This window comes from Paenibacillus roseus (assembly GCF_016424485.1).
Taxonomy (GTDB): domain Bacteria; phylum Bacillota; class Bacilli; order Paenibacillales; family Paenibacillaceae; genus Paenibacillus_D; species Paenibacillus_D roseus.
In genome coordinates, this window is record NZ_JAELUP010000103.1 from 118757 (window position 1) to 143485 (window position 24729).

The 24729-nt window shown below is 48.5% G+C and carries 20 protein-coding genes; 15 read left to right on the forward strand and 5 right to left on the reverse strand.

Features of this window, described 5'->3' with window-relative positions; genetic code table 11:
- Window positions 1-186 precede the first annotated feature (186 nt).
- The 5 genes from mltG (at window position 187) to JFN88_RS17520 (ending at window position 8160) form a co-directional block, all read left to right on the forward strand.
- Window positions 187-1278, forward strand: a complete 1092-nt coding sequence (gene mltG, locus JFN88_RS17500; protein ID WP_332908499.1) for an endolytic transglycosylase MltG — start codon at window positions 187-189, stop codon at window positions 1276-1278.
- Complete coding sequence (locus JFN88_RS17505) at window positions 1275-2219, forward strand: peptidase U32 family protein (protein WP_199020591.1); 945 nt, start codon at window positions 1275-1277, stop codon at window positions 2217-2219. The genes mltG and JFN88_RS17505 overlap by 4 nt, the downstream gene beginning before the upstream one ends.
- 24 nt (window positions 2220-2243) lie before the next feature.
- Complete coding sequence (locus JFN88_RS17510) at window positions 2244-3494, forward strand: peptidase U32 family protein (protein ID WP_199020592.1); 1251 nt, start codon at window positions 2244-2246, stop codon at window positions 3492-3494.
- 414 nt (window positions 3495-3908) lie between these two features.
- Window positions 3909-6050: a methyl-accepting chemotaxis protein gene (locus tag JFN88_RS17515; protein WP_233168001.1), complete on the forward strand. Its 2142-nt coding sequence runs from the start codon at window positions 3909-3911 to the stop codon at window positions 6048-6050.
- 274 nt (window positions 6051-6324) lie between these two features.
- Window positions 6325-8160: a peptidoglycan D,D-transpeptidase FtsI family protein gene (locus tag JFN88_RS17520; RefSeq protein ID WP_233168004.1), complete on the forward strand. Its 1836-nt coding sequence runs from the start codon at window positions 6325-6327 to the stop codon at window positions 8158-8160.
- On the opposite strand, the gene JFN88_RS17525 is transcribed toward JFN88_RS17520, so the two are convergent.
- Window positions 8152-9285: an AI-2E family transporter gene (locus JFN88_RS17525; protein WP_199020593.1), complete on the reverse strand. Its 1134-nt coding sequence runs from the start codon at window positions 9283-9285 to the stop codon at window positions 8152-8154. The two genes, JFN88_RS17520 and JFN88_RS17525, sit on opposite strands and share 9 nt — an antisense overlap.
- A 194-nt stretch (window positions 9286-9479) precedes the next feature.
- Between JFN88_RS17525 and JFN88_RS17530 the strand changes: the two genes are divergently transcribed.
- Window positions 9480-10892 carry a polysaccharide deacetylase family protein gene (locus tag JFN88_RS17530; protein WP_199020594.1) on the forward strand — a complete coding sequence of 471 codons (1413 nt, stop codon included), beginning with the start codon at window positions 9480-9482 and terminating at the stop codon, window positions 10890-10892.
- Between the two features lie 148 nt (window positions 10893-11040).
- Here JFN88_RS17530 and ilvD read toward each other — a convergent pair whose 3' ends face one another.
- Window positions 11041-12726, reverse strand: coding sequence for a dihydroxy-acid dehydratase (gene ilvD / locus JFN88_RS17535; protein WP_199020595.1), 1686 nt, complete (start codon window positions 12724-12726; stop codon window positions 11041-11043).
- A 467-nt stretch (window positions 12727-13193) separates the two neighbouring features.
- On the opposite strand from ilvD, the gene JFN88_RS17540 reads away from it, so the two are divergent.
- Window positions 13194-13517, forward strand: coding sequence for an urease subunit gamma (locus tag JFN88_RS17540; RefSeq protein WP_199020596.1), 324 nt, complete (start codon window positions 13194-13196; stop codon window positions 13515-13517).
- A 43-nt stretch (window positions 13518-13560) separates the two neighbouring features.
- Here the strand turns inward: JFN88_RS17540 and JFN88_RS17545 are convergent, their stop codons facing one another.
- Complete coding sequence (locus tag JFN88_RS17545) at window positions 13561-13899, reverse strand: winged helix-turn-helix transcriptional regulator (RefSeq protein WP_199020597.1); 339 nt, start codon at window positions 13897-13899, stop codon at window positions 13561-13563.
- Window positions 13900-14043: 144 nt separating this feature from the next.
- On the opposite strand from JFN88_RS17545, the gene JFN88_RS17550 reads away from it, so the two are divergent.
- From JFN88_RS17550 to JFN88_RS17570, 5 genes are all read left to right on the forward strand, one after another.
- Window positions 14044-14940, forward strand: coding sequence for an SDR family oxidoreductase (locus JFN88_RS17550; RefSeq protein ID WP_199020598.1), 897 nt, complete (start codon window positions 14044-14046; stop codon window positions 14938-14940).
- A gap of 251 nt (window positions 14941-15191) precedes the next feature.
- Window positions 15192-15653 carry a C40 family peptidase gene (locus tag JFN88_RS17555; protein ID WP_199020599.1) on the forward strand — a complete coding sequence of 154 codons (462 nt, stop codon included), beginning with the start codon at window positions 15192-15194 and terminating at the stop codon, window positions 15651-15653.
- A gap of 276 nt (window positions 15654-15929) precedes the next feature.
- Entirely contained in the window at window positions 15930-16412 is a 483-nt protein-coding gene (locus tag JFN88_RS17560) for a MarR family winged helix-turn-helix transcriptional regulator (RefSeq protein ID WP_199020600.1), read from the forward strand.
- Between the two features lie 141 nt (window positions 16413-16553).
- Complete coding sequence (locus JFN88_RS17565) at window positions 16554-18149, forward strand: MDR family MFS transporter (RefSeq protein ID WP_199020601.1); 1596 nt, start codon at window positions 16554-16556, stop codon at window positions 18147-18149.
- Between the two features lie 137 nt (window positions 18150-18286).
- Window positions 18287-19243 (forward strand): 3'-5' exoribonuclease YhaM family protein, encoded by a 957-nt coding sequence (locus tag JFN88_RS17570; RefSeq protein WP_199020602.1) that lies wholly within the window; start codon window positions 18287-18289, stop codon window positions 19241-19243.
- 170 nt (window positions 19244-19413) lie between these two features.
- Here JFN88_RS17570 and JFN88_RS17575 read toward each other — a convergent pair whose 3' ends face one another.
- Entirely contained in the window at window positions 19414-21345 is a 1932-nt protein-coding gene (locus JFN88_RS17575) for a glutaminase domain-containing protein (RefSeq protein WP_199020603.1), read from the reverse strand.
- Window positions 21346-21475: 130 nt separating this feature from the next.
- Between JFN88_RS17575 and JFN88_RS17580 the strand changes: the two genes are divergently transcribed.
- The 3 genes from JFN88_RS17580 to JFN88_RS17590 all read left to right on the forward strand — a co-directional run bounded on the left by JFN88_RS17580 (window position 21476) and on the right by JFN88_RS17590 (window position 23673).
- The gene (locus tag JFN88_RS17580) at window positions 21476-21940 is read left to right on the forward strand and encodes an AraC family ligand binding domain-containing protein (protein WP_199020604.1); all 465 of its coding nucleotides are present in this window, start codon (window positions 21476-21478) and stop codon (window positions 21938-21940) included.
- Window positions 21941-21949: 9 nt separating this feature from the next.
- The gene (locus JFN88_RS17585; RefSeq protein ID WP_199020605.1) at window positions 21950-22294 is read left to right on the forward strand and encodes a helix-turn-helix domain-containing protein; all 345 of its coding nucleotides are present in this window, start codon (window positions 21950-21952) and stop codon (window positions 22292-22294) included.
- Window positions 22295-22653: 359 nt separating this feature from the next.
- On the forward strand, window positions 22654-23673 hold the full coding sequence (locus tag JFN88_RS17590) for an HD-GYP domain-containing protein (protein ID WP_199020606.1): 1020 nt from the start codon (window positions 22654-22656) through the stop codon (window positions 23671-23673).
- A 153-nt stretch (window positions 23674-23826) separates the two neighbouring features.
- Here JFN88_RS17590 and JFN88_RS17595 read toward each other — a convergent pair whose 3' ends face one another.
- Complete coding sequence (locus tag JFN88_RS17595) at window positions 23827-24684, reverse strand: helix-turn-helix transcriptional regulator (RefSeq protein WP_199020607.1); 858 nt, start codon at window positions 24682-24684, stop codon at window positions 23827-23829.
- Window positions 24685-24729 lie beyond the last annotated feature (45 nt).

The following is a 24729-nucleotide window of genomic DNA, read 5'->3' on the forward strand; positions in this document are numbered from 1 at the left end:
AACGAAGCTTTTGCCAGTCAAAGGACGGCAAAGCCGTTTACGCTTGCGTACGAAAGGTTGTAAAGCTTGCCGGGCTGTACCGCGAATGTGGCTGCCCCGTCGACAAGACGGCGGCAGCTATTTTTGGGATAAGCATCAGATAAGCTTTACTTTTAAAATCATGGTATGAGGAGGATGAACAGAAACGTGGAAACGCCATTACGACGTGGCCGGATTACCCTGTGGGTAATTCTTACACTGTTGGGCCTGATGTTGCTGGCAGCGGCCAGCGTTGCCTGGTATGTATGGAACGGTCTGAAGCCAGCTGCCGCCGGGCCGACGAAGCTTGTAACCATTGCCAAGGGCTCAAGTCCGTTCAGGGTAGCAGAGGTGCTGGAGCAAGAGGGAATTATTCGCAACGCCTTTTTATTCAAATATTATTTACGGTACAAAAACGAGGGTAGCCAGTTTCAGGCGGGCCCTTATGAGCTTGCTCCGGGGATGGAGCCGGATGCTATCATTTCCAAGCTGAATAGCGGGGATATCGCCAAGGAGGAAACGATTCATTTTACAATCCCGGAAGGTTATACGGTGCTGCAGATTGCGGATAAACTGAGCGCCGAAGTGCTGGTGGACAAGCAGCAATTCCTTGATCTTGCAGAATCCATAGAAATGTTGGCCTATTCGGCCGAAGCTGCGCTTATTGTGCCGTCGCCTGAGATGCGCCACCTGCTGGAAGGATATATGTTCCCGGAAACCTATGAGATGAAAAAAGAGAGCACCGCAAAGGACATTATGATCCGTATGCTGCAGGAGATGGACCGCAAGCTGGCCAAGCTGCCGGAGGACTGGGATACGGTGCTTGAGCAGCGCAAACTGAACTTTCATCAGTTGTTGACAGTTGCTTCGCTTATTGAACGTGAAGTCGTAAATGATCAAGAACGGCCAATTGTGGCAGGGGTCATTTATAACCGCCTGGATAAGGGCATGAAGCTGCAAATTGATGCTACCGTACAGTATATGCTCGACAAGCCGAAGGAACGGCTGCTCATTAAAGATACGGAAATTCAAGGTCCCTACAATACGTATCTCATCGCTGGACTGCCGCCAGGGCCGATCTCAAGCCCGAGTCTGGCTTCGATTGAAGCAGCGCTCTATCCGCAGGAGAATGATTACTTGTACTATGTAACCAAAAAGGATGGCACATCAGACCATTTCTTCAGCAAAACCTTTAATGAACATTTGAAATATAAAAAGCAAAGCGAAGCGAATGAGAAGAACGGAGGGAAACAGCGTTGACGGTTAAACCTGAGCTGCTGGCAACAGCAGCATCGATGGCGGAACTGGTGCGGCTGGCCGATGCCGGGGCGGATGCATTTGTGCTGGGGGAATCGCGTTTTGGCATGCGGCTTGCAGGGGAGTTCAACCTGGAGCAACTGGCGGAGGCGGTCCAATATGCCAGCCCTCGCAGCATCAAGATTTACGCCGCTGTAAATAATCTGATTGACAATGAGACAGTAACGCTGTTGCCGGAGTATATAAAAGGGCTGGCGCATGCAGGCGTTAATGCGGTCATTTTCGGCGATCCTGCGGTATTAATGGCTGTCAGAGAGCATGCTCCGCAACTGCAGTTGCATTGGAATACAGAGATGACCTCGACCAATTATGCGACGGCCAATTACTGGGGACGCAAAGGAGCCGGCCGCTTCGTACTGGCGCGTGAGCTGAATCTGGATGAAGTACTGGATATCAAGCGCCATACTTCGCTGGAGGTTCAAGTCCAGGTCCACGGAATGACGAATATTTACCATTCAAAGCGCAGTCTGGTGAATAGCTATATGGACTACAGATGCAACGATGGCGGCGCAGCGGGGTCTTCTCTCGTAACAGACAAGGACAGCGGGCTTTATCTGATCGAGGTCGAGCGCCAGGAAGAAAGGTATCCCATCTATGAGGACCGCAATGGTACACATATTATGAGTTCTGACGATGTGTGTATGCTGGAAAGTCTCCATGAGCTGATGGAAGCTGGAGTAGACAGTTTCAAAATTGAGGGGCTGCTGAAATCGACAACCTATAATGAGATTGTAGTCAGAGCCTATCGCAAAGTCATTGATGCCTATTTTGCCAATCCTGAGTCGTATCAATTCGACGAACAGATTCTGGAGGAAATTCGTGCGGTTCAGGATTCAACCCGGGAACTTTCTTTCGGATTTTTCTACAAGGAACAGGTTTATTAACGGGCAATGCAAGGGGGACAGCATATGAGCACCTTAACGAAAATCAAGCACCGTGGCAAGCGCCATCGCCTTGACCGGCCGGAACTGCTCGCGCCGGCGGGCAATCTGGAGAAGCTTAAGTTTGCCGTCCATTACGGGGCTGACGCGGTATATATTGGAGGACAGCACTACGGGTTGCGCTCAAACGCAGACAATTTCAGTCTGGAGGAAATGAAAGAGGGCGTTCGTTTTGCAGAGAAGTACGGTGCCAAGGTTTTTGTGGCGACCAATATCTATGCTCACAACGAGGATTTGGCCGGTATTGAGGACTATCTGAAAGGGTTGGAGGAAGCCGGAATTGCGGCGATTATTGCCGCTGACCCGATTATTGTGGACACGGCGATGCGCGTAGCGCCGAAGCTGGAGGTTCACTTGAGTACCCAGCAGTCGATTTTGAACTGGCAGGCTGTGCAGTTCTGGAAAGAGGAAGGACTTCCGAGAGTTGTGCTGGCGCGGGAGACGTCACTGGAAGAGATTGCTGAAATCAAGTCCAATGTCGATATCGAGATTGAGGCTTTTATCCATGGCGCGATGTGTTCGTCGTACTCAGGGCGTTGCGTCCTGTCCAACCACTTCACTGACCGCGACTCCAACCGCGGCGGCTGTTCGCAATCTTGCCGCTGGAAGTATGATTTGTTTGTCGACCAGGATATGGTGAATGCGGAAGACGAGCATAAGTTTACGATGGGTTCCAAGGATTTGTGCATGATTGAGCATTTGCCCGAGCTGATTGAGGTTGGAGTAGACAGTTTCAAGATCGAAGGCCGCATGAAGAGCGTTCACTATGTGGCTACAGTGGTCAATGCTTATCGGCAGGCGATTGATGCCTATTTTGACAACCCGGAAGGCTATGAGTTGAAGCAGGAATGGATCGATGAGATCAATAAGTCGGCCAACCGGCCGCTCAATACGGGCTTCTTCTTTCAGACGCCGGGGGCTGGCGAGCATATCTACGAGCCGGAAGAAAAGGCGGCTCCTTTTGACTTTGCGGGGGTTGTGCTGGAGTATGATCATGCGAGCGGAATGGCTCTCGTTCAGCAGCGCAATCATTTCAAGCCGGGTCAGGAAGTTGAATTTTTCGGACCGGGAGGAACGTTCTTCAAGCAGATTGTGGGGGAGATTACCGATGAAGCCCGTACTGTTCTCGATGCGGCACGCCATCCTATGCAGACAATTCGCATGAAGGTCGATTATCCGTTAAAACCGATGGATATGATGCGAAAAAAAGTCAGATGAATTAAAGATGATAGTGAAAAGCCTCATTCTCCCGCTTCTGGAGAATGAGGCTTTTTAATAATAAGGTTTAATGCTTGATAGGCAGGAGAGTAAGCGGAGGGGCAGAGGAATTCTGGAGAAGCGATAGTGGTCGCCTTTAAAGGGATCGGGCTTTAACAGCGATCGGACGAATCATCTGCCCCGGCAGTGTTCCTCTTGCCAGTCAAAGGTCGGTAGAGCTGTTTTTCGCTTGGGTCTATGGACTTAATGCAACTTCATATTACGTTTAGAAAGCCCATCTTTATGCAATTTTATTCAAAAATGTTGTTTTTTTTACGTTATTTTATTAAAACTTCTTATGTTTTTAAGCATTTTGACCGATAACAAAAGTATTACATGTTCTGTTCCGATTATTGATGAATGGTGGTGCCCGTTATGAAACTCATGGACAAATTAAAAGAGAAATATAGGTCTGAGGATTCAAGCAAGGTGATGGATGTCAAGAGAGATATGAAAGGAATTTATAACCTTCTGGATACTAACAAAATTAATGTGTTCAAATCTGTAGGAGCGAAGCTTGTCCTGCTTATTTTAATCAGCATATTGGTTTGCGTGCTTGTGGTCGGCTTGACTTCCTATTCCACATCCAAAACCATCATTGAAAACAAGGCAGCCGATTTCAGTCAGCAGACGATTGCAGAAGCGGTCAGCAAAATGGATATTTTATTCCAATCTTTTGAAGACCTCTCTATGCAGGTGATTTTTGACCCGGAAATTCAGAATAACATCCCCATCGTGAAGAAACAAAATGATTCGTTATTCAATGTATATGAAGCATCCAAACGGATGGAGAGCAAGTTGATGACGCTGATGGTAAGCAGTAAGGCGATTTTGTCCGCGAATCTCATCCCGCTTGATGAGTCATACAAAGGTTTGAATTATGGCGGAGTCAAGATCGATTATTCCAGCGCCAAGGATAAAGAGTGGTACCAGGATGCAATTAATTCGGATGGTCGATCAGTGTGGCTGCCAACCCAGTTGAATGGTTATAGTGGCACACTGAATGAACCTGTAATTGGTTTGTCTCGTCTTGTCAAGAGTACGATTAACAATGAAAAGGTCTTTGTGCTATTAATAGAAATCCGGTACAAGGACCTTGCCGAAAAACTGGCGGGGCTTGCGCTTGGAGAAGACAGTCGAATCGAGGTTCTGGATGAGAAGAACCGTGTTGTGTTTTCTAAAGGGCTGGAGAGTATTGGGCAGACAAGTCTTATCCAATTTCCCGAGGATTCTGACAATAAAGCTTTTCGGACGGCTCTTGGTGGTCGCGATGTTCTCATTGTACATCAAGTCTTCAATCTGATGAACTGGAAGCTCGTCGGAGAAATTCCGGTATCCGAGCTTGTCAAGGATGCCAAGAAAATTCGTGATTTGACTTGGGCTTTTATTGGCATCGGCATACTGCTCTCCATCGGGATCGGTTACCTTGTCATTCGTCTCATTGCACTGCCATTGAAGCAGATCCGCAATCTGATGGTCGATGGGGAGAAAGGCAATCTAACGGTTCGCTCCTCAATCAAGAGACAGGATGAGATTGGCCAATTGGCCAATAGTTTTAACCAGATGATGGAGAAAATTACGTCGCTCGTCAATCAGACGAATGAGTCGGCCCAACAAGTGCTGCAGACGGCAGGGGAACTGACCGAGGCGTCGAGAAAGACCTCCGTCTCCGCCAGAGAAATTTCCATTGCGACAGAAGAGATTGCTACAGGCGCTTCAAGTCTTGCCATGGAAGCTGAGCGCGGAGCGGATTTGACCTCCGGTATTGGCACCCAGATGAAGCAGGTTATTGAAGCGAACCATCAGATGGTCGGGGCGGCCGGAGAAGTGGAGAATGCGAGCAAGCAGGGGGCCGAATACATGTCGGCGTTAATACAAAAGACCGGCTTGGCCGAACAAATCACCCGTTCCATCACGGAGAAGGTCGACCGTCTGAAGGACAGCACCCACTCTATCCGTCAAATTCTTGAAGTGCTAAATAGCTTGACGAAGCAGACAAACATTTTGTCCTTGAATGCGACTATTGAAGCAGCAAGAGCAGGTGCGGCGGGCAAAGGATTCATGGTCGTTGCTGATGAAATCCGCAAGCTTGCAGACGAGTCTCGTCAATCGATTGATGTTGTCGGCGAAGTCACGGAGACGATTCAATTTGAAATCGATGAAACTGTACAGGTGCTGATAGAGGCTTTTCCGGTATTCCAGGAACAGATTGCATCCGTCAAGGAAGCCAATCAATTGTTCTACTCGGTACAAGGCCAAATGTCTCAATTTGTTGAGCGACTGGACTCTGCAACGCATTCCATCCAACAGCTTGATCGCTCCCAATCCGTATTATCCGAAGCCATGGAAAATGTAAGCGGTGTGGCCGAGGAGTCTTCGGCAACTTCGGAAGAGGTGGCTTCCCTGAGCAATGAACAGCTTAGCATTAGCGAAGGGCTCGTGAATCTGTCGAGTAAGCTAGAGGCGGTATCTAATGAATTGAAGAGTTCGCTATCTCGCTTTAATACAAAATCATAATCATTGTTTGCTTGCCCGGTTGAGCCGGGCGACTGGGAGCATGTCCGCGGCACAGATAATAATGAGCCTGCCGGGCATGCTTTTTTTTATATAACAAATTCAGCTCGACCTAAATCAATGCGTGACAGACAGGAAAGAGCAGCGAAGGGGGGAGAAATTCTGGAGAAACGATCGTACTTCAAAGGAAGCACGATCCCTCAAGTTCAACTGACGAAGCTTTCGGCTTAACCTCTATTGCTAATGGCAATACTGTTGTTGAATGGAGGGTACTGCAATGAAGGACATCGTGGTAATTCGCAAAAGAAGAAGGGAAATGATGAGACGCCGAATCTATTATCTCGGACTTGCGGTGACCGCTATTGCGCTCCTGCAGCTTGTACGCCTTGCCTGGCTCCAGTGGCTGCCGCATTATCCAGCTGCGCCTGCCGTGCATCATTATCGAGATCAGTCGGTCAATCAACGTGAGCGAGGGCTCATTCTCGATACCGGCCGCGCTGACTTCGTTGATCGGAAAGGGCGCGCTCTTACAGGCGAAACGGTGATGGTACTGGCAGCGTTCCCCGTGAGCAACAAGCTGTGGGCACAAACCGGCGGTCTCGACAAGCTTGCGGCAATTTTGGAGACAAATCCGGCAACGCTGTTTAATTGGCTGTCCAGCTTAAAAGAACCCGGATTTTATCATGAGCATGGGGGCAAGCTTCCTTACCGTCTTTCCAGTAAGCAACTGGAGCAACTTGTCTCACTGCGCCTCGAAGGTATCCGGGTGCTCCCTTATCATGTCAGATATAAGCCTCCTTATTCGGCCATGCATGCGATTGGCTACATCAGTCAGCATCCGGAGTGGCTTGAGACGTTGTACAGCAGCCAGCTCGAGCAGGGAAAGCTGAAGCTTAATGATCGGATTGGAGGCGCGGGACTTGAAAAATCTCTTGATTTGCTGCTGCAAGGCATCGGCGGCGTCGCGGTTTCACATTTTACCGATGGGGTGAACAGACCGCTTCACGGTCTGGATATGCGCCTCACAAGGACAGATAATCCTTATTACCCGCTGCGGGTGGTCACAACACTTGATCTTGAGCTGCAGAAGGAGTTGGAGATGTATGTGGACAAGCAAGGGCTTAAGGATGGAGCGGTCGTTGTGCTGGATGCGAACAACGCAGATATTGTGGCGATGGTTTCACGGCCTGCATATGATCCCTACCGTCTCGATGCAAGCGGGAGGGAAATGATTAACCATGCGATCCATGCGATCGCCCCGGGGTCAGTCTTCAAGCTGGTGACGGAAGCCGCGGCGCTGGAGGCAGGGCAGACGAGTCTGGATGAAGTATTTCATTGCAACGGGGAGTATGGCAAATATGGTCTCTCGTGTTGGAAGCAAGGCGGTCATGGCACGCTTACACTGCGTGAAGCATTGGCCAAGTCTTGCAATATTGCCTTTGCCCATATCGGCGAGAGGCTTCAATACGACCAATTCATGCAGACGGCTGACAGGCTTGGTCTGGGCAAACAGATAGGCTGGGAAAGCGTTGAAGCTTTCAAGCCGTTGGGACAGCCGCTCAGGCTGCTTGGGGAGGAGGAGGGAGGCAGACTATTCGCAGAGCTGTCCAAACAGCGCGATGGCGGGCTCTTGGCCCAGACAGCCATTGGGCAGAGGGATGTCGCGGTGTCCCCCTTGCAAGCTGCCAATCTGATCGTGACGCTGCTTCATAACGGACAGGTAAGAGCGCCTCGTATTGTTTCGGAAATTCGTTATGCCAATGGCCACCTGATGAGCAGTCTGCCTGTACGCGATCTCTATTCTCCTTATGGTAAAGCGGCTCCGGCTACAATTCGGGCTTTGCTCGCGGGGATGGAGGATGTGGTTGCTTATGGTACCGGGGCCTCGCTACAGGGTGCAAAGTGGCGGCTTGCAGGCAAGTCGGGCACGGCCCAGACACTGCAGAGCGGCAAGGAGCGCGAGCATCAATGGTTTGTCGGCTACGGACCGGTACAAGCTCCTCGTTATGCCGTAGCGGTTGTCGCGGAGAATCGGCTTCCGGGAAGCCGGAATCAATCCACTGCTTTGTTTCGCGGCGTTATGGATATTCTCGCCGGGCTGCCGTCAGGATGATGTATTGCCGCTGTCTCCTGCTGGCGGAGGGGACGGCGGATCATCGTATTCCCCAATCGGTTTGCGAATCCACTGGTGCAAATAGCCCTGGTCGTAGAGCGCTTTGATTAGAATGACGAGCACTGGAGAAATAATGACGCCAGCTACCCCGAAAAGCGACAGTGAGACGATCATGAACACAAGAGTAGTAAAGGCGGATACGCCTAGTGAGTCCCCCGTAATTTTTGGCTCAAGTATTTGCCTTGCAAGGATGACGACAGCAAGCAGCACAGTAAGAAAGATTGCAAGCGTTGTGTCGCCCACTATGAACAAATAGATGATCCACGGAATGAATACGGTACTGACACCAAGCAGTGGCAAGATGTCAAAAATCGCCGATACAACAGCTACCGTGAATGCATTTTTGACACCAAGGGCAAGCAACGCGGCCAAAATGACGACAAAGGTGATGCTGATCAACTTCATTTGCGCCTTCAAATATGCGGCGATGCCGGCGAAGACGTTGTCTTTCAAGAAGAAGAAAGCTTTCTTGAATGTATTCGGCGTCTTGTCTTGAGCTGTTTTTTTCCAGTCGCTGATTTCAATGCTCAGGAAATAAGCCAAAACGACTGCCAGTACAAGATTGAACATAAAGGTGGAAAAGGATGACAAAAACCCTACGAGTCCTGTTAAAAATCCCTTTGCCAGGTTGGTTCCCCATTTGGAGATGGAGTCAATTAACTCCGAGGAGCTTTTCAAAAAATCAGGCGGAATGAGGTTTGACTTCTCGCTGATATAACCTGAGATCAGGTCAATCTGCTCTTTGAGTTGATCCTGGTACGTCGGAATCAACCCGATCAGCCCGGATATCTGGTTGGTCAGCATGATTCCGGCAATGACGAATGCTCCTGCAATTACGACTGCAAAAAAAAGAATGGACAGTGCCGAGGCGATGGATTTGCTGATCCCAAGCCTATTCAGCCTTTTGGCCAGCGGTTCAATCGTGGCAAAGATAACAAAGGAAAGAATAACAGGTGTTGCAATACGGTATATAAAACTGAAGGCGTACATAATAAGATATACAGTAAGGACGATCATGAGAATGTCAAATGCGGTACGCCAATACTTCTGGTAAAAGGTAAGCATGAACGGTCTCCTCCGGCATCATGTAATCGAAAAGGCTTTTTGCTGCTGCGCACACAATAAGGCCTTAATTTGATTGTACTATGTTTTCAAAAAGATGCCTATTCCTTGTTTCATTATGTTACAATAATAGGAGTGCGTCTATACGTTCACCCTGGACTTGGTAGGGACAGATTAGAGATGGCGGGGATAAGACGATGGAGAATTTGATGCTGTGGGGATTCTACATTTTGACCTTTTACGCGTTTCTCCCGGGTCTAATCAGCAGAACGTTTGGTTTTCGGGTGTTCAAGAAAGGGCATGTGAAGAATGAAATTTCACTCACCTTTGACGATGGTCCGGACCCCCAATATACTCCGCTATTGCTTGATTTATTGGCAAAATACAATGCGAAGGCTACTTTTTTTGTTGTAGGCGTCCATGCGGAGAAACATCCAGAACTGCTGCGGAGGATGGCGGACGAAGGTCATATCATCGGAATTCATAATTATGTTCATAAGACGAACTGGCTTATGCGTCCGAAGGAAGTGAGAAGGCAGATCAATCTGACTTCCGACATTATCAGGAAAGCGACCAGAACAACACCGGTTTATTACAGACCGCCTTGGGGCATTGTCAATTTGTTTGATTTCTCAAGGCTCGGTTATTTGCAAATTATATTATGGTCCGCCATGTTTGGCGACTGGCGCCGGCGGGTCGGGGTCAGGCGCTTGACCAAACGCATGCTAAAAAAACTGAGGCCAGGCGAGGTGCTTCTGCTTCATGATAGCGGGGTGACGCTTGGCGCTGACAGAGAAGCGCCGGTCAATATGCTGCAGGCGCTGGAAGTGTATTTGCAGGCAGGCATTCAGAGCGGCTTCCGTTTCGTGACAGTAACGGAGATGATCAAGCTAACGGATCGCCACTTTGGCCGCAAGCCTGGAAAGACGGGGATGGTCAAGCGGATGCTTGTCAGCGCCTGGCTCGGGTGGGAGCGGTTGTTCCATCTGATGTTCCGGCTGGAGCCGGTAGGCGACGGCGGCGGGATGTTCTACTATCGTGTCCGCCCGTATCATGGGAAGACACTTCATCTTCAGGACGGCCGGCAGATCCACAATCATGACAAGATCGTTGAACTGCATTTTGACAATGAGCGTCTCTTCAAGCTCATGAATAAGTCCAAATCGCTGGTTCAGGTCGCGATTGCTATGATTAGAGAAGTGGAGAAGGCGTTGCCGCTCATTGCCAGCCAACTGGCAATGAGGCCGGATTATCGGGAACTGAGGGGGATTTACGGCATTAGCCTCATTAGCCGCGGTTCAGAGGGTTTTGGTTTTACAGTGTTGGAGCTTCCTCAGAATTTGTTTGGGCGTTTGACACAGTTCTATTTGAAGTTGCTGCTTGGTATTCTGCATCCGACGGGGATGCAGCGGATCAATGCTACACGGTCATCGCTGACGCCTAAAATTATGGCCATGTCCATAGAGGAATTCAAAAGACGCTATAGCCCCGACTCGGGCTCGGAGGACCCCACGCATCAGAATTCGGCTGATGTTAAGTCCGGATTGAAGAAGCTGGGAAGGGAAATGAATTACGGGCAAGATCAAGCCGCTAAGGAACTCGTTCCATAGCGGCTTGTTGTCTTGATGGCAGGCCAGGAGCACGAAGTCCGATCATCCGAAGGGTCGTTAAACATTATATTGCACGAAGCGGGGGTCCTGCTGCCATTCTTGGCAGCGGGACCCCCGCTTTCAGCTTGATACAAATATGAATCTGCAATTAGATCTTCATAACTCCGCCGGTGCTGGCAGAGGTAACGAGTTTCGAATAGCGAGCCAGGTAGCCGGTTTTAACTTTTGGCTCGAAGCCTTTCCAGTTGGCGCGACGGGCAGCGAATTCTTCTTCGCTAATATGCAGTTCAATCTTGCGATTGTTGAGATCCAGCTCAATGATATCGCCGTCTTCAACGAATGCGATTGGACCGCCTTCAGCAGCTTCCGGCGAAATATGACCGATACTGATGCCGCGGGATGCGCCGGAGAAGCGACCGTCTGTAATCAGACCGACTTTTGCGCCAAGGCCCATACCAACGATTTGCGAGGTTGGGGCCAGCATTTCAGGCATTCCTGGTCCGCCTTTTGGTCCTTCATAACGGATAACGACAACATGTCCTTCCTTGACATGGCCGTTGGCAATGCCATACAGCGCATCGTCTTGAGAATCAAAGCAGATCGCTGGTCCTTTATGGTAGCCGCCTACAGAAGCGTCTACAGCGCCGACTTTGATAATGGCGCCGTCTGGAGCGAGATTGCCGAAAAGAACAGCCAGTCCGCCTTGCTCGCTGTGCGGGTTGTCGATCGGGCGAATGACATTTTTATCGACAATTTCATGACCCGCTACGTTTTCGCGGAGCGTTTTGCCGGTAACGGTAATGCGGTCTCCGTGCAGCGCGCCTTCTTTCTTGAACAGCTCATTCAGGATGGCGGATACGCCGCCGGCATTGTGAACATCCTCGATATGATAATCGGATGCCGGTGCGATTTTGGCCAGATGCGGTACGCGGGCAGCTACTTCATTGATGCGTTGTACGGGATATTCAAAGCCTGCTTCATGAGCAAGCGCAAGTGTATGAAGTACTGTATTTGTGGAACCGCCCATTGCCATATCGAGCGCAAATGCGTTGTCGATAGCTTCAATTGTAACGATATCGCGAGGCTTGATGTCTTTCTCGATGAGTTCCATCAACTGCTTCGCGGATTTTCTTACAAAGTCGCGGCGCTCAGGCGCAACCGCCAGAATGGTTCCGTTGCCCGGCAGAGCAAGACCAAGTCCCTCAGCCAGACAGTTCATGGAGTTCGCGGTAAACATGCCGGAGCAGGAACCGCAAGTCGGACAACCGAATTGTTCCAGTTCTTCCAGACCCTTTTCATCGATTTTGCCAGCCTGGAACGCGCCCACGCCTTCAAATACGCTGGAGAGGGAGATGGAACGGCCATCGGAAGTTTTACCCGCCTTCATTGGTCCGCCGCTCACAAATACAGTCGGAATGTTAACGCGCAGCGCGCCCATCATCATGCCGGGTGTAATCTTGTCACAGTTCGGAATACAGACCATTCCATCGAACCAGTGAGCGGAAACGACTGTTTCCAGGGAGTCGGCGATAATCTCGCGGCTTGGCAGGGAGTAGCGCATACCGATATGGCCCATGGCAATTCCATCGTCAACACCAATCGTGTTGAACTCGAATGGAACGCCCCCGGCTTCGCGAATGGCTTCTTTAACAATTTTGCCGAATTCCTGCAAGTGAACATGACCCGGTACGATATCGATGTAGGAATTGCAGACTGCGATAAATGGCTTGCCGAAATCCTCTTCTTTAACTCCTGCTGCACGAAGCAAGCTTCGGTGAGGCGCGCGGTCGAAACCTTTCTTGATCATATCGGATCTCATTTTTTTCTGCGCCATGGTAAAACCTCCTCTGTAGTAGATGCATATCAGCAAGCGCTGTTAGGCTGAATTCAGCGGCGGATTACGCCAACGCTGTCATCAGACCGAAAAAAGAATGCTGTGCATGCTTGTTATAATTGGGATACAGACTGGAAACTGGACAATTGGCTGATAGCTCAGATGCCAATAAAACCCGCTTCACCACTTGTATTTTTAAAATAATGGATACCTTTGAGTTTATCATATCAGACAGGCGATGGCTACCTTTCGACACGTAATGTCGAAAAAGTAAAAGCTGGAGAATGGCCTTTTTATTATGTAAGGTATTTTACAATTAATTGAAAATGATGTTATATTAAATAACATAAAATACTTACTTCATTCTTTGCAATTCCGTATAATGGGAGGTAAGGAGCAAGTTTTTTAAAATTAATGCGATTTTGGATGGTGAGAACGATTTCAATGATGTAACAGGAGAGTGAAAAATGCAACTAACCGAACGTGAGAAAGAAAAGCTGCTTGCAACCATTGCTGCCGATCTGGCACGGCGTCGGCTGAAAAGGGGTGTGAAGCTGAATTATTACGAAAGTGTAGCCTTGATTACTTCAGAAGTGCTGGAGGGAGCTGAAAATGGGATGACGGTTGCCCAATTGATGGAATACGGAACGCGCATTCTGCGTGCAGACCAGGTTATGGATGGCGTATCGCAAATGATTCATAAGGTGCAGATAGAAGCTGTCTTCCCTGATGGGAAAAAGCTGCTTGCGATCCATAACCCGATCCGGAGGACATCCTTCCGGCAGGAATAAGCGTGACCTCAGGAGAGCAGCATGTTCCTGCTTCAAGTATTAATCATGTTGTTTTTTGTTCATTTTTCACCATAAAAGCCAGCCCCCAGTCTTCCAGGTGGTTGAGCAGCGGGATAAGCGTGCTTCCAGTCTCTGAAAGCGAGTATTCCACTCTTGGCGGAACCTCTGGATACACCTTGCGAAAAATCAGATTGTCATCCTCCAGTTCGCGAAGCTGTCGGGTCAAGGTGCGTTGGGTCACATCCGGCAACAGGCGGCGCAACTCATTAAACCTCTGAATTCCCTTGGTGGACAGATGATAAAGAATCATGATTTTCCACTTGCCGCCGATAGCCTGCACGGCTGCTTCAACAGGACAAGTGAGTATTTGTTCATTGTGCATGATGCTTCTTCCTTTCTCCGCACGGTATCCAAATGGATACTATAGGACATTAATGTGCGTACTTACGAACATGAACATGTCGCGTTATTATACCTATAGTAGCACATGGATGCTGTTGTTTATATAGATGGGAGAGATAACGGGATGAGTGAAGCAAAGGAGCAAATCGTAGTATTAGGCGCAGGCGGTGTGCAAGGCGGTGCAGTCGCCGAACGGCTTTTATCCGAAGGGTATGCGGTTCGTACGATTGTGCGTACGGAGGCCAAGTCGCAAGAGTTGCGTGAACGGGGCATTAACGCCATTGCAGGTGACCTTGGGCAAGCGGACTCTTTGAGAGAAGTTTTCGCAGGGGCCGAAAAAGCTGTTGTTCTGCTTCCTGTTGAATTTGACCGCAACAAGATTACTGTCTATATCAACCATATCGTTGAAGCGGCTAAGGCGGCTGAGCTAAAACTGCTTGTGGTTAATACAGGATTGCGCCTGTCCAGGGATGAATCTGATTCCGAGGCAATTGAGCTGAAGCGTGAGCTGGTTCAAGCTGTTCGACTGAGCGGCATTCCATCTGTTGTGCTGGAGCCGACGCTGTATTATGAAAATTTCCTGATTCCGGGTGTATTAAACGGGGATACGCTGGCTTACCCGGTACCAGAGGATCGGCCAATTGCATGGATCAGCATTGATGAGACGGCGGCTTATACGGTTGAGGCGCTCAAGCGTCCGGAATTGGCGGGAACTCATATTAAACTGGGCGGTCCTGAGGCGCTTACAGGCAAGGAAATAGCCGAACGGTTCAGCCAGGCGCTCGGTAAGGATATCAAATTTTTCTCTTTGCCGGTTCCTGCTTTTGAAGGAGCGATTGCCCCGTTGCTTGGCGATCATAATGCAGCCGGTCTTGCCGGACTATATAGCTGGATTAATACGAACAGCGAACAAGTTGCGAAATCCGGCGCTTCAGTTTGGCTGGATGCTGCTCCCCTTACGCTGGGCGACTGGATCAATGGAATCGCGTCTTCAAATGCAAGCGGATGGAATGCCACATAGAATTGAACAATGTATGATAGGGCATAAACATAAAAGCGTTACTGCTGTTCACGATAAAGATTGATTCCGAACCCAACAGTCGGAATCAGTCTTTTTTTATTTAACCGGATTTTCGACTGCACGAAATTGGACTCTTGCGAAAATGAAAGGATTCTAATGTTAAAAATAGAGGATTCAGCAGTAAAAAGTCGAAATATTGCCTATCAAAGTAGCAAAAATCGCCAAATCAATCATCGAAGGGAGCTTGCTTTTTGAAGAAATTTATTTTATCTATAGTAGGTGCTGCGGTGATCTTCGGAGCTGGAGCCGGGACTTCATTTGCAGCGATAGAGGCACCTAAATTAAGCGAATCGATTGATCAGGTGGTGGGAACGCCTTATAAATGGGGAGGCACGACTACAGAAGGTTTCGATTGCTCGGGTTTTATACTTTATATATTCAATCAATATGATGTTCAATTGCCGAGAACGTCCAAGACCCAGGCGGAAACGGGCACGAAGCTGGAAAAGGATGAGCTGCGCCCAGGCGATCTGGTATTTTTCAATACAGACGGCAAAGGCATCTCCCATGCAGGGATTTATGTCGGAAACGGCCAATTCGCGCATTCCTCAAGCAGCAAGGGTGTTATCATCAGCAAGTTGTCAGAGTCTTATTATGAAAAGCGTTACGTTACTGCACGCCGTGTTATTTCCGGACAGGATGATGCGCAGTAATACATAGACAAGCAGGTCGGGTATGGAATCCAGCTGATTCTTTGCCCGGCCTGTTTGGTTATTTCGGGAGAAGATAACGGATATGGCTATTCCTGATATTGAGCCGGATGCCTTCGGCGGACCCCATTCGGAAACAGGATGGAATGCAGATGCTCTGGGTTTCCCAAGGAATTGAGATTATCTTTATAAAAATACCAAGGATTTGCTTAAAATATGTATGAATATAAGTTAAACTAGAAGGAGCCTAAAATTTCGTATGAAAGGGGCAGCAGCCCAATGGTGGATAAAAAATTAAGCAGCCCTTACAGCGAAACGCTGATTCGTGTGGACGAGGCGTTCCGCCAGCTTCGAAGCCATCAACTATCCCAATGGAACAAGGTTGATATAGCCGGATTAGGGTTGACGCAGGCCAGAATTTTATTGAAGCTTGCCGAGGAAGGACCGCAGAGGGCGTCGGCGCTTGCTGAAATGCTGTTCGTAACCTCCGGGGCGATTACCGGCCTGGCGGACGCCTTGATCGCTCAGGGATTGATCGTAAGGGAGCGCGGGGAACAGGACCGACGAGTTGTCATGCTGGAAATTACAGATGCGGGGCGGCAGCTTGTGAATACGATTTATAATAAACATCTGGAGATTATGGAGCAACTGGTAGCGAATTTGACCGAAGACGAGATCCTGGAACTCGCGAGATTGCTGGAAAAGCTGTCTACCGGGGGAAGCCGGGGATGCGGAGAAGCTGCTGCTGACTCTGTGGAATAAGGGGAAAGAACAGACCTGTCACTCCCGCTGGGAGGGCAACTGGCAAGCCCGCTGTACGCTTACAAGCATACAGCGGTTATTTCTGATTGAAATCGCTCATACTATCAGCTGGGAGAAATTTTTAGCGGCGGAGGAATTAAGATGGCAGAACGCAAAGGGATTAACAAAAATGTAGTGTTGACAGGTCTGATTATCGGGATGTTCTTCAGTGCGTTGGAACAGACGATCGTCGGAACGGCTATGCCGACCATATTAGGCGAGTTGCAAGGCTTTGCCATTATGGCCTGGGTAACGACGGCCTACTTGATTACTTCAACCGTTATTGTTCCAATTGTAGGCAAGCTTTCCGATCTATATGGACGGCGCTATTTATATTTAATCGGTACGATTATTTTTACGATTGGTTCCGCACTTTGCGCTACGGCTACGACTATGGAGCAGCTCATTATGTATCGCGCCTTGCAGGGGTTGGGCGGAGGGATGGTGATGCCGCTATCGCAGACGATTATCGGAGATATTTTTACCGCAGAACAACGGGCGAAATGGCAGGGAGTGTTCGGGGGGATTTTTGGACTGAGCTCAGTTATTGGTCCGTTTATCGGCGGCTTCCTTGTCGATACTATCAGCTGGCACTGGATTTTTCTGATCAACGTGCCATTCGGCTTGCTGTCTGCCATTTTGATCTTTACGGGCATGCGCCGCGAACTCGTCGCCCGTCTGGATAAAGTTTATATCGATTACGCGGGGATTGCGGCGCTGGTGCCGTTTCTTGTCCTGCTGTTGCTGGGTTTGTCGCTTGGCGGCAACAAGTTTGCCTGGAATTCGGCAACCAGCTATTGGCTGTTCGGCGGCTCAGCGGTATTGCTTGTTGTGTTCCTGCTGCTGGAGTCGCGGGCGAAGGAGCCAATCTTGGATCTTAGTTTGTTCCGAAACCGGGTATTCAGTGTAACGAACGGACTTGGTTTTCTGCTTGGCTTTGCGATGTTTGGGGCTATTATTTTCGTGCCGTTGTTTATGCAGGGCATTCTTGGGGTCTCGCCTACCAAAGCCGGATCTACAATGACGCCGATGATGATTGCGCTGATCGCCGCAAGTGTTATTGGCGGACGGCTGCTGCTCAAGGTCAGGTACAGAGCCGTGTTGACTGCCGGCATGGTTATTGCGGCTATCGGATTTTATCTGATCAGCAGAATGAATGTAGATACCACCCAGTTTATCGCTTATTTTAATATGGTCATCCTCGGCTTGGGCATGGGTCTGGTCATGCCGACCTTGATGATTGCCGTGCAAAATGAATTTTCCAAATCACAGCTTGGCACTGTCACGTCAGCTGCGACTTTTTTTCGTTCAATCGGGGGGACAATTGGCGTCACCGTGTTCACTGCCATTATGAATAACAAGTTGCAGAACAATGTAGTGAACGCAACCGCCAAGGCTCAAGATGATCCCGGACTGTTCGCGGCGATTACTGCTTTGGAAAATAATCCCGACGTGGATTTGTTCAGCATATTGATCCGGCCTGAGCTGCTCGAGAAGGTTGGAATTCCGGGAGAGCTTCAGACCAAAATTGTCAGTCTGGTTCAGGTGGCATGGACGAGCGCCTTCTCCGTTGTTTTTCTCAGCGGTCTTGCATTTGTCGCGTTTGGAGTTCTTGTTGCCTTGCTTGTCGGCAAAGGACGCATCAAGTCAGACAAGGAGCGGCAGCAGGCTGTTCAGGCGAATGCGGTCCGTGAATAACTGAATAAGTGAATAAGCGAATCGAATAAAAGGGAAATGAAAAGAGATTGGAAGCCCACACCCCTTGCATCTGTGATACAATTATGAAATTCGGATGTCATGCGATTGACAGCCAATTTATGCAGGGGGTTATAGGCGTGACGGAAATAAACAAGCTCAACAGCCAGGATGAATTTGTCGGGTTTTATTTGTTGAAGGAGCTCGAGTTGAAGCAAACGAATAATACACCGCCCAAAGATTATTTTGATATTGTGCTTTGTGATGCAAGCGGGCAAATCTCCGCTAAATATTGGGATGTGTCTCCGACTGACAAGGAAACTTTTTTTCCAATGGGGCTTGTCAAAATTCAAGGCATTGTCCAAACTTACCGCGAGCGTCTCCAGGTGAAAATCATCCGCATTCGCAAAACGTTGCCGGAGGATGGCGTCACACTGACAGATTTTATCCGGTCTGCGCCGATTCGCCCAGTTGATTTGATCCATACCATCAATCAGGCTGTAAAGGATATTAATGATCCTGAAATTCGGACACTGGTGGAGTACTGTGTGGACAAAGTAGGGGAGAAGCTGATGCATTATCCTGCGGCTAAAACCCATCACCATGCCTATTATGCCGGACTTGCCTACCACATTGTCAGAATGCTGGAGATCGGTGATTTCTTGTGCAAGCAGCGGCCGTTCCTCAATGCCGATCTGATTCGCGCTGGTATTATTCTTCATGATATTGCCAAGCCGGAAGAGATGATAGCCCAGCTCGGCATTGTATCGGAATATAGTGTACAGGGCAAGTTGCTGGGTCATCTGGCAATGGCCTCGAACTGGATTACGGAGGCGGCGATACATAGCGGGATTGATATGCAATCGTCCAGAGTGTTGGCTTTGCAGCATATCGTGCTGTCTCACCACAATCTTGGGGAATGGGGCAGCCCGGTGCAGCCGCAGATAGCGGAGGCGGTTGCGCTCCATTACATAGACTCACTGGATGCAAAGCTGCAAATGGTTGAGGATGCGCTTGACACGATGCCAGTCAGCGAGGAGTGGACACCGTTCATCCGGGGGCTGGAGAATAAAGCGATTTATAAAATAAAGCTGTAGCTGAAAATTTTTACATGTGCAAGCTGCACTAATAATTATAGGGGAGCCTGTCAGGGAAATGTTCACTGGCAGGCTTTTTCGATTTGCTGTTAAAGACCGATTTCTATGATGATAGTTGGAAAGACAAGAAATCGGTCTTTAAAGGCAACACTTCGTTTCTCCAGAACCCTTCATTTCTCCGCCATAGTTCCAAGAGCCTTGTCCATCAGCATTTTGATGAATAATCCGCCTTGTACGGATCGGTTTTGGAAGCCTACCATCTTGGCATCAATCGCTGAATAAAAATCCGTCATCGGAACACGGCTTTCCGATTCATGATACGCAAGCCACAGACGGTCCACTATGGCTGTGAAATCCTCCTTGTCTTCACAAAGGGCGGCGCTCCACACCAGCCAATCCGATTTGGTGTAGGTGTTGCGGCTATCCAACATGAGGCCGTAAGGGCCGGAGTGCTTCTCGATATAGGCTTTCGTCTCTAGCTTAAAGGTATCTGCGGGGAATAGATGCAGATCGAAAATGCGATCCCATATGGCGTTGTATTTCATACTGAAGGAGCCGGGATGGTCAAAGCCCAGACGAAATGTCCCGTCCTCATTGACGGCCATAGCCAGCCATTGCTCAACCATGGAGCCGGCAATCTGGATCAGTTCCGCTGCCTTCTCCTCATTTCCGGCTAACCGATTCAATATGGAGAAGCTGGCGATTCCCATGATCGCTTTAATCGACAAATTACAGTTATGAGCCAGATGCCCGGCGAAATCATCCGTACACAACTGGTTAGCCGGATCTACGCCGTTGTCGATGAGGTAATCGCACCATTTCTCCAGATGGGTCCAGTTCTCCTGAGCGAATGAGATATCATTTTCCGCAAGTGCGACCGCAGCGGTGCAAATCAGCATGTTTCCGCATTCTTCCACCGGCATCTGCCAAGTCGGACATGTCCCGTGACTGTATGCCTGCCCGTTAAGGAGCGGATAGGTCCCTACATCATGGGGTGCAAAGTCATAATGCCAAACATCCATGGAAGCATATTTGAAGATCGGTCTCAGCATGCCTTTGACCAGCTCAGGGTTAAAGATCAAAAATTGAGGAATCGAAGGGTAGGTTACGTCGACCGTGGCGGCGCAGCCGTTACTGAAGTTCTCCTTGGAAATAAAAAGCACATCTCCGTTCGGATCAACACAAACCTTATGTGCTGCCACAGCCTGCCGATAGGCAAGGGATAGCAGATCCGCATACTTCTCATTGCCTGCTTCCGCAGCATCCTGAACCAGCTTTGAAGAAAAAAGCTCACATTTCTTGAAAAGCATATCATATTCGCTTAGAGCTTGCCGGATAGCTTCCTCGATGGTTTGGCCGTCCTTTTTCCAATAAGAAACGAGCGGCTCGTGGAAATATTCAATCGACTTGATATCGTCATAAGCGACGGCAAACAGACCTTCGGCATGTAGCTCCGTATCCAGTGGGATCGATAACGCTATGGTATGGTTTAACGTGCCATATTCATTGGTACTGGTTACAGCCGTTACCGAGGCCTGATCATGATTGGAGGCTAGATACACGTATCCCCAGTTGATTCTAAGGTCGTCTCCGGCAGCGTTTAATATTCTCTGAATCTTGCTGCCAACTCTTCCGCAGGCAAAACCCGGTTGGCTCAGATTGGCGTATACGGTTGGAAATTCATATTTTAAATTTTGGGACAGCTCGTCATCTACTGTAATCGTAATGGTCACATGATGGTTTTTTTCGTCACGGCTCGATACTTTCGCATGAATATAAGATACCGGTCTGGACATCAGCTTCAAATCATCCATCAAGAGAGGCGTCGTAAATGTAAGGTCTAATTGAATTTCCTCGCATTCAAAACGGTAGCTGGAGGAGAGGGCGGTAATGTCTAGTTTCGTTTGCTCCATTTTCAAGAGGTTTGGCGCATCGCCCATAAAAAAATACTGTTGGCCATCAATCGTAGCGGTCCCGATCAGCCGGTGAGGTTTCCCTGTCCAATGCATGGTGTCCGATTCATTCAGCTTGTCGGCCATCGACCAGACGGAAAAATAAGGATCTATGGTTATGAGCGGAACAGCTGGAGCGCGCAAATTCATGTTGATTCCTCCTGTTTTCACTTTAAATTTGCTAGGGTACAAAAAATATTTGTACTGCATGAGTTCAATTTATCATATTGAAAAGGTTATAATAATAGAAAAAATCATTACAATTGTGAGGATTATCATCATGCGCGAAGAAATTTATAATTTTTGGCATATGTATGACTCCAGGTTTCCGCTGAATGTTATGATGTCAGGGATTTCGTATTGTGATAAGAATTACCGGATTGAACGTCATGGAGAGAAGCTGTATTCGTTCGAATACATCATCGATGGCAGCGGTGTTTTGGAGATTAACTCCCAAACCGTGTACCCGCAAAAAAACGACGTATATATTTTGACTCCGTTCAGCGATCACCTGTATTATTCCAGTGAAGATCATCCGTGGACTAAGATTTGGATTGTCTTTTACGGGGATTTTGCCGACTATTTGTTTAAGCATTACTTGCCCGCAGACACTTATATCATCAAGCACTGCAACATTCTTTCCTATATGAATGAAATCATCAATCTCTCTTCGGCCAGCTATAAGAGTTATTCCGGGTTGATCGATGAGATCTCCGTCATGCTATTGAAAATCGTATTGCATTAAAAAAATCATTTGGAGCATAAACTGCTTTCCGCGGCGGAGCAGATCAAGCTATGCCTCGACCTGAACATTGAAAATAAACTGGATATGAACGATGTGTGCACACAACTCGGCTATTCGAAAAATTATATCATCAAGCTGTTTCGGGAAACGTATGGGATTACTCCCTATGCTTACTTCCGCAAACATAAAATTGAACTGGCCAAGCAATATTTGCTGAACACGCAACTCAATATCAACGAAATCTCCGTGAAATTGAACTTTGCGGACCAGCATTATTTTTCTTCGGCTTTTAGCGCTGTGGTCGGTGTTTCTCCGTCGGAATATCGGAAAAGCAAAAATAAAATGGCAAAGTAACCACTCTATGCGGGCACGAAGTATATAAGTTGCTGGAATTATATAAAGTCTTACATCCAGATGACCCGAACTTAATCTAGTAGAAGCCTTAGAAATAGCTTGGGAGCATACATAATGGTTCTAAAGTAATGTTGCTAACTGCTTCAAAAGAAGAAGGGGGTTTTACATCCCTAAATTTAATATCGAATTTACAAAATAATCATTCCCCTCTCCTTTTGTTGCACTATATTTGCAATTGTTAACAAAACGAATAGTTCTGCCGATATATAAATAGAATGTAAAAATAGGTCTATTGAATCATCGTGGAGTATGAGTAATTTGGTGCTAAGAAAAGCATTTTCACGGAGGAGATGCGGTTAATGGAGAGCCAGAACAAAGCTTTTCTCGGCATGAGCCTTAGAAGAGATTTGTTTAATCAGAACGGGGTATTTATTGCACCCGCGCGCACGGTACTGCTTGAAGATCATATTGAACTGATTGACCGGCACGGCATTCATCTCGATAGCTTCGATGTACAGCCAGCAGAAAAGAAACTCGCCGTGCAGGACCATATTGATTCAACGACAGCCTGTATCCAGGATATGTTTAAAGACATTCGTTATTCGAAAACGATTCCAATGCAGGCCATTCGCGAGGAGATAGTTCCGGTAATTCAGCAAACAGCAGAACATACGGATTTTTATGAGTTGTTTGCCACTCTGCAAACCAAAGATGATTATACTTACCGGCATAATATTGCCGTAGGCGTGTTGTCGACTCTTCTTGGCCGCTGGGTGGGTGTGTCCGAGTCGGATCTGCCTAATTTAACGCTTGCAGCTACTTTGCATGATATCGGCAAGGTAAACATCCCCGAGGATGTTTTACTAAAGCCCGGCAAGCTGACGGACGAGGAATTTGAACTCATGAAGAGGCATACGATTCTTGGCTATCAGATGATCAAAAAGACGGCAGGAGCTGATCATTTGCACGCTCTTGTAGCGCTTCAGCACCATGAGCGGCAGGATGGGAGCGGCTACCCGTTCGGTCTTCATGGGGAACAGATTGTCCCGTTCAGCCGTATTGTAGCGGTAGCGGATGTATTTCATGCCATTACCTCGGATCGGCCGTACCGCAAGGCATTTCCGATGTACGAAACATTGCAGCAGATGAATCAGCATGCATTCGGCCAGCTGGACCCGCACATATGCACAATGTTTATCAATAAAATGATGCAGGCCATGCTTAGCCATGAAGTGCTGCTGACAAACGGGCAGAAAGGTACGATTGTTTTCATCAACCCTCACGCTCCACTGCACCCGCTGGTCAATGTAGAGGATCAATTTATCGATTTGAACACGAGTCCATCTCTGCAAATTGTACAGGTCTCACCAAAGCAGTAATACGGCATACAAGCAAAGCTGCATGAAGAAGGCGCTGCTGCTGACAGTGACAAAATGTCAGGGAGGCGTCTTTTTAACATATATAAGTTGAACGAATGAATGTGAGCAAGTGTGAAAGGTTCTTCCGATCACTGTTATTCCCGGTTTAAAGCATCAGTTGCTGCGGAGAGCGTCCCGCTCCATCAGTCGCATCAGCTTCGTCTCTGTAGGCGAATTCGGGTCCGGAGTATAGACGCTGCACCGCAGATCAGAGCTGCCGTGTACCTGCAGGGACGTCAGATGAAACTGCATTTTGCCTGCCTTGGCATGACGAAATTCAAGTACGACCTCAGGCGCAGAGCTGACCTGGCTTTGCTCCCACATCCGGTTGAAATCCGGATGAAGCTCCCTCATCTCCCCAAGGAACTGCTCATACCATTCATCTTCCACATATTGTCCGTAATAGGCGCGGAAGATCGCGAGAAATCCGCTTGCAAAATGCTCCCAGTTTATTGCCAGCCGTTGAAATTCCTTGCGCCCAAACAACAGCCGGATCATATTGCGCTGATCGAAGGGAATCTGTTCGAAATCAAGAAAAATATGTGCGGCTGCCTCGTTCCAGCCAACGATATGACAGCGGTGGTCGGATATAATTGTCGGACAGGAGCGAAGCTCGTGCAGAATCCGCTGAAGGGAGCTTGGAATTTGCGTCGTCTCCTCTTTAGTCGGATAGCTTGCGTTCATGGAGGTCTCCAAAGCGAGAGCATACAAATATTTTCGCTCATCCACGGTTAGTTGCAGGGCAGTGGCGACAGCATCCAACACGGATGTAGAAACCTTGATATCCCGTCCTTGCTCCAGCCATGTATACCAGGTGGTGCTTACCCCGGCGAGTTGGGCAACCTCCTCGCGCCTGAGACCAGGTGTTCTTCGTCTCGTACCCGGAGCAATACCTGCCTCTTGCGGAAGCAGCCTTGCCCGGCGAGCTTTTAAAAACTCTGACAATGCTTGCAATCGTGCCTGATGGTTCATCGCTAATCCTCCCCAATCTGCTTTCGTTGCTAAGCTAGTATAAAT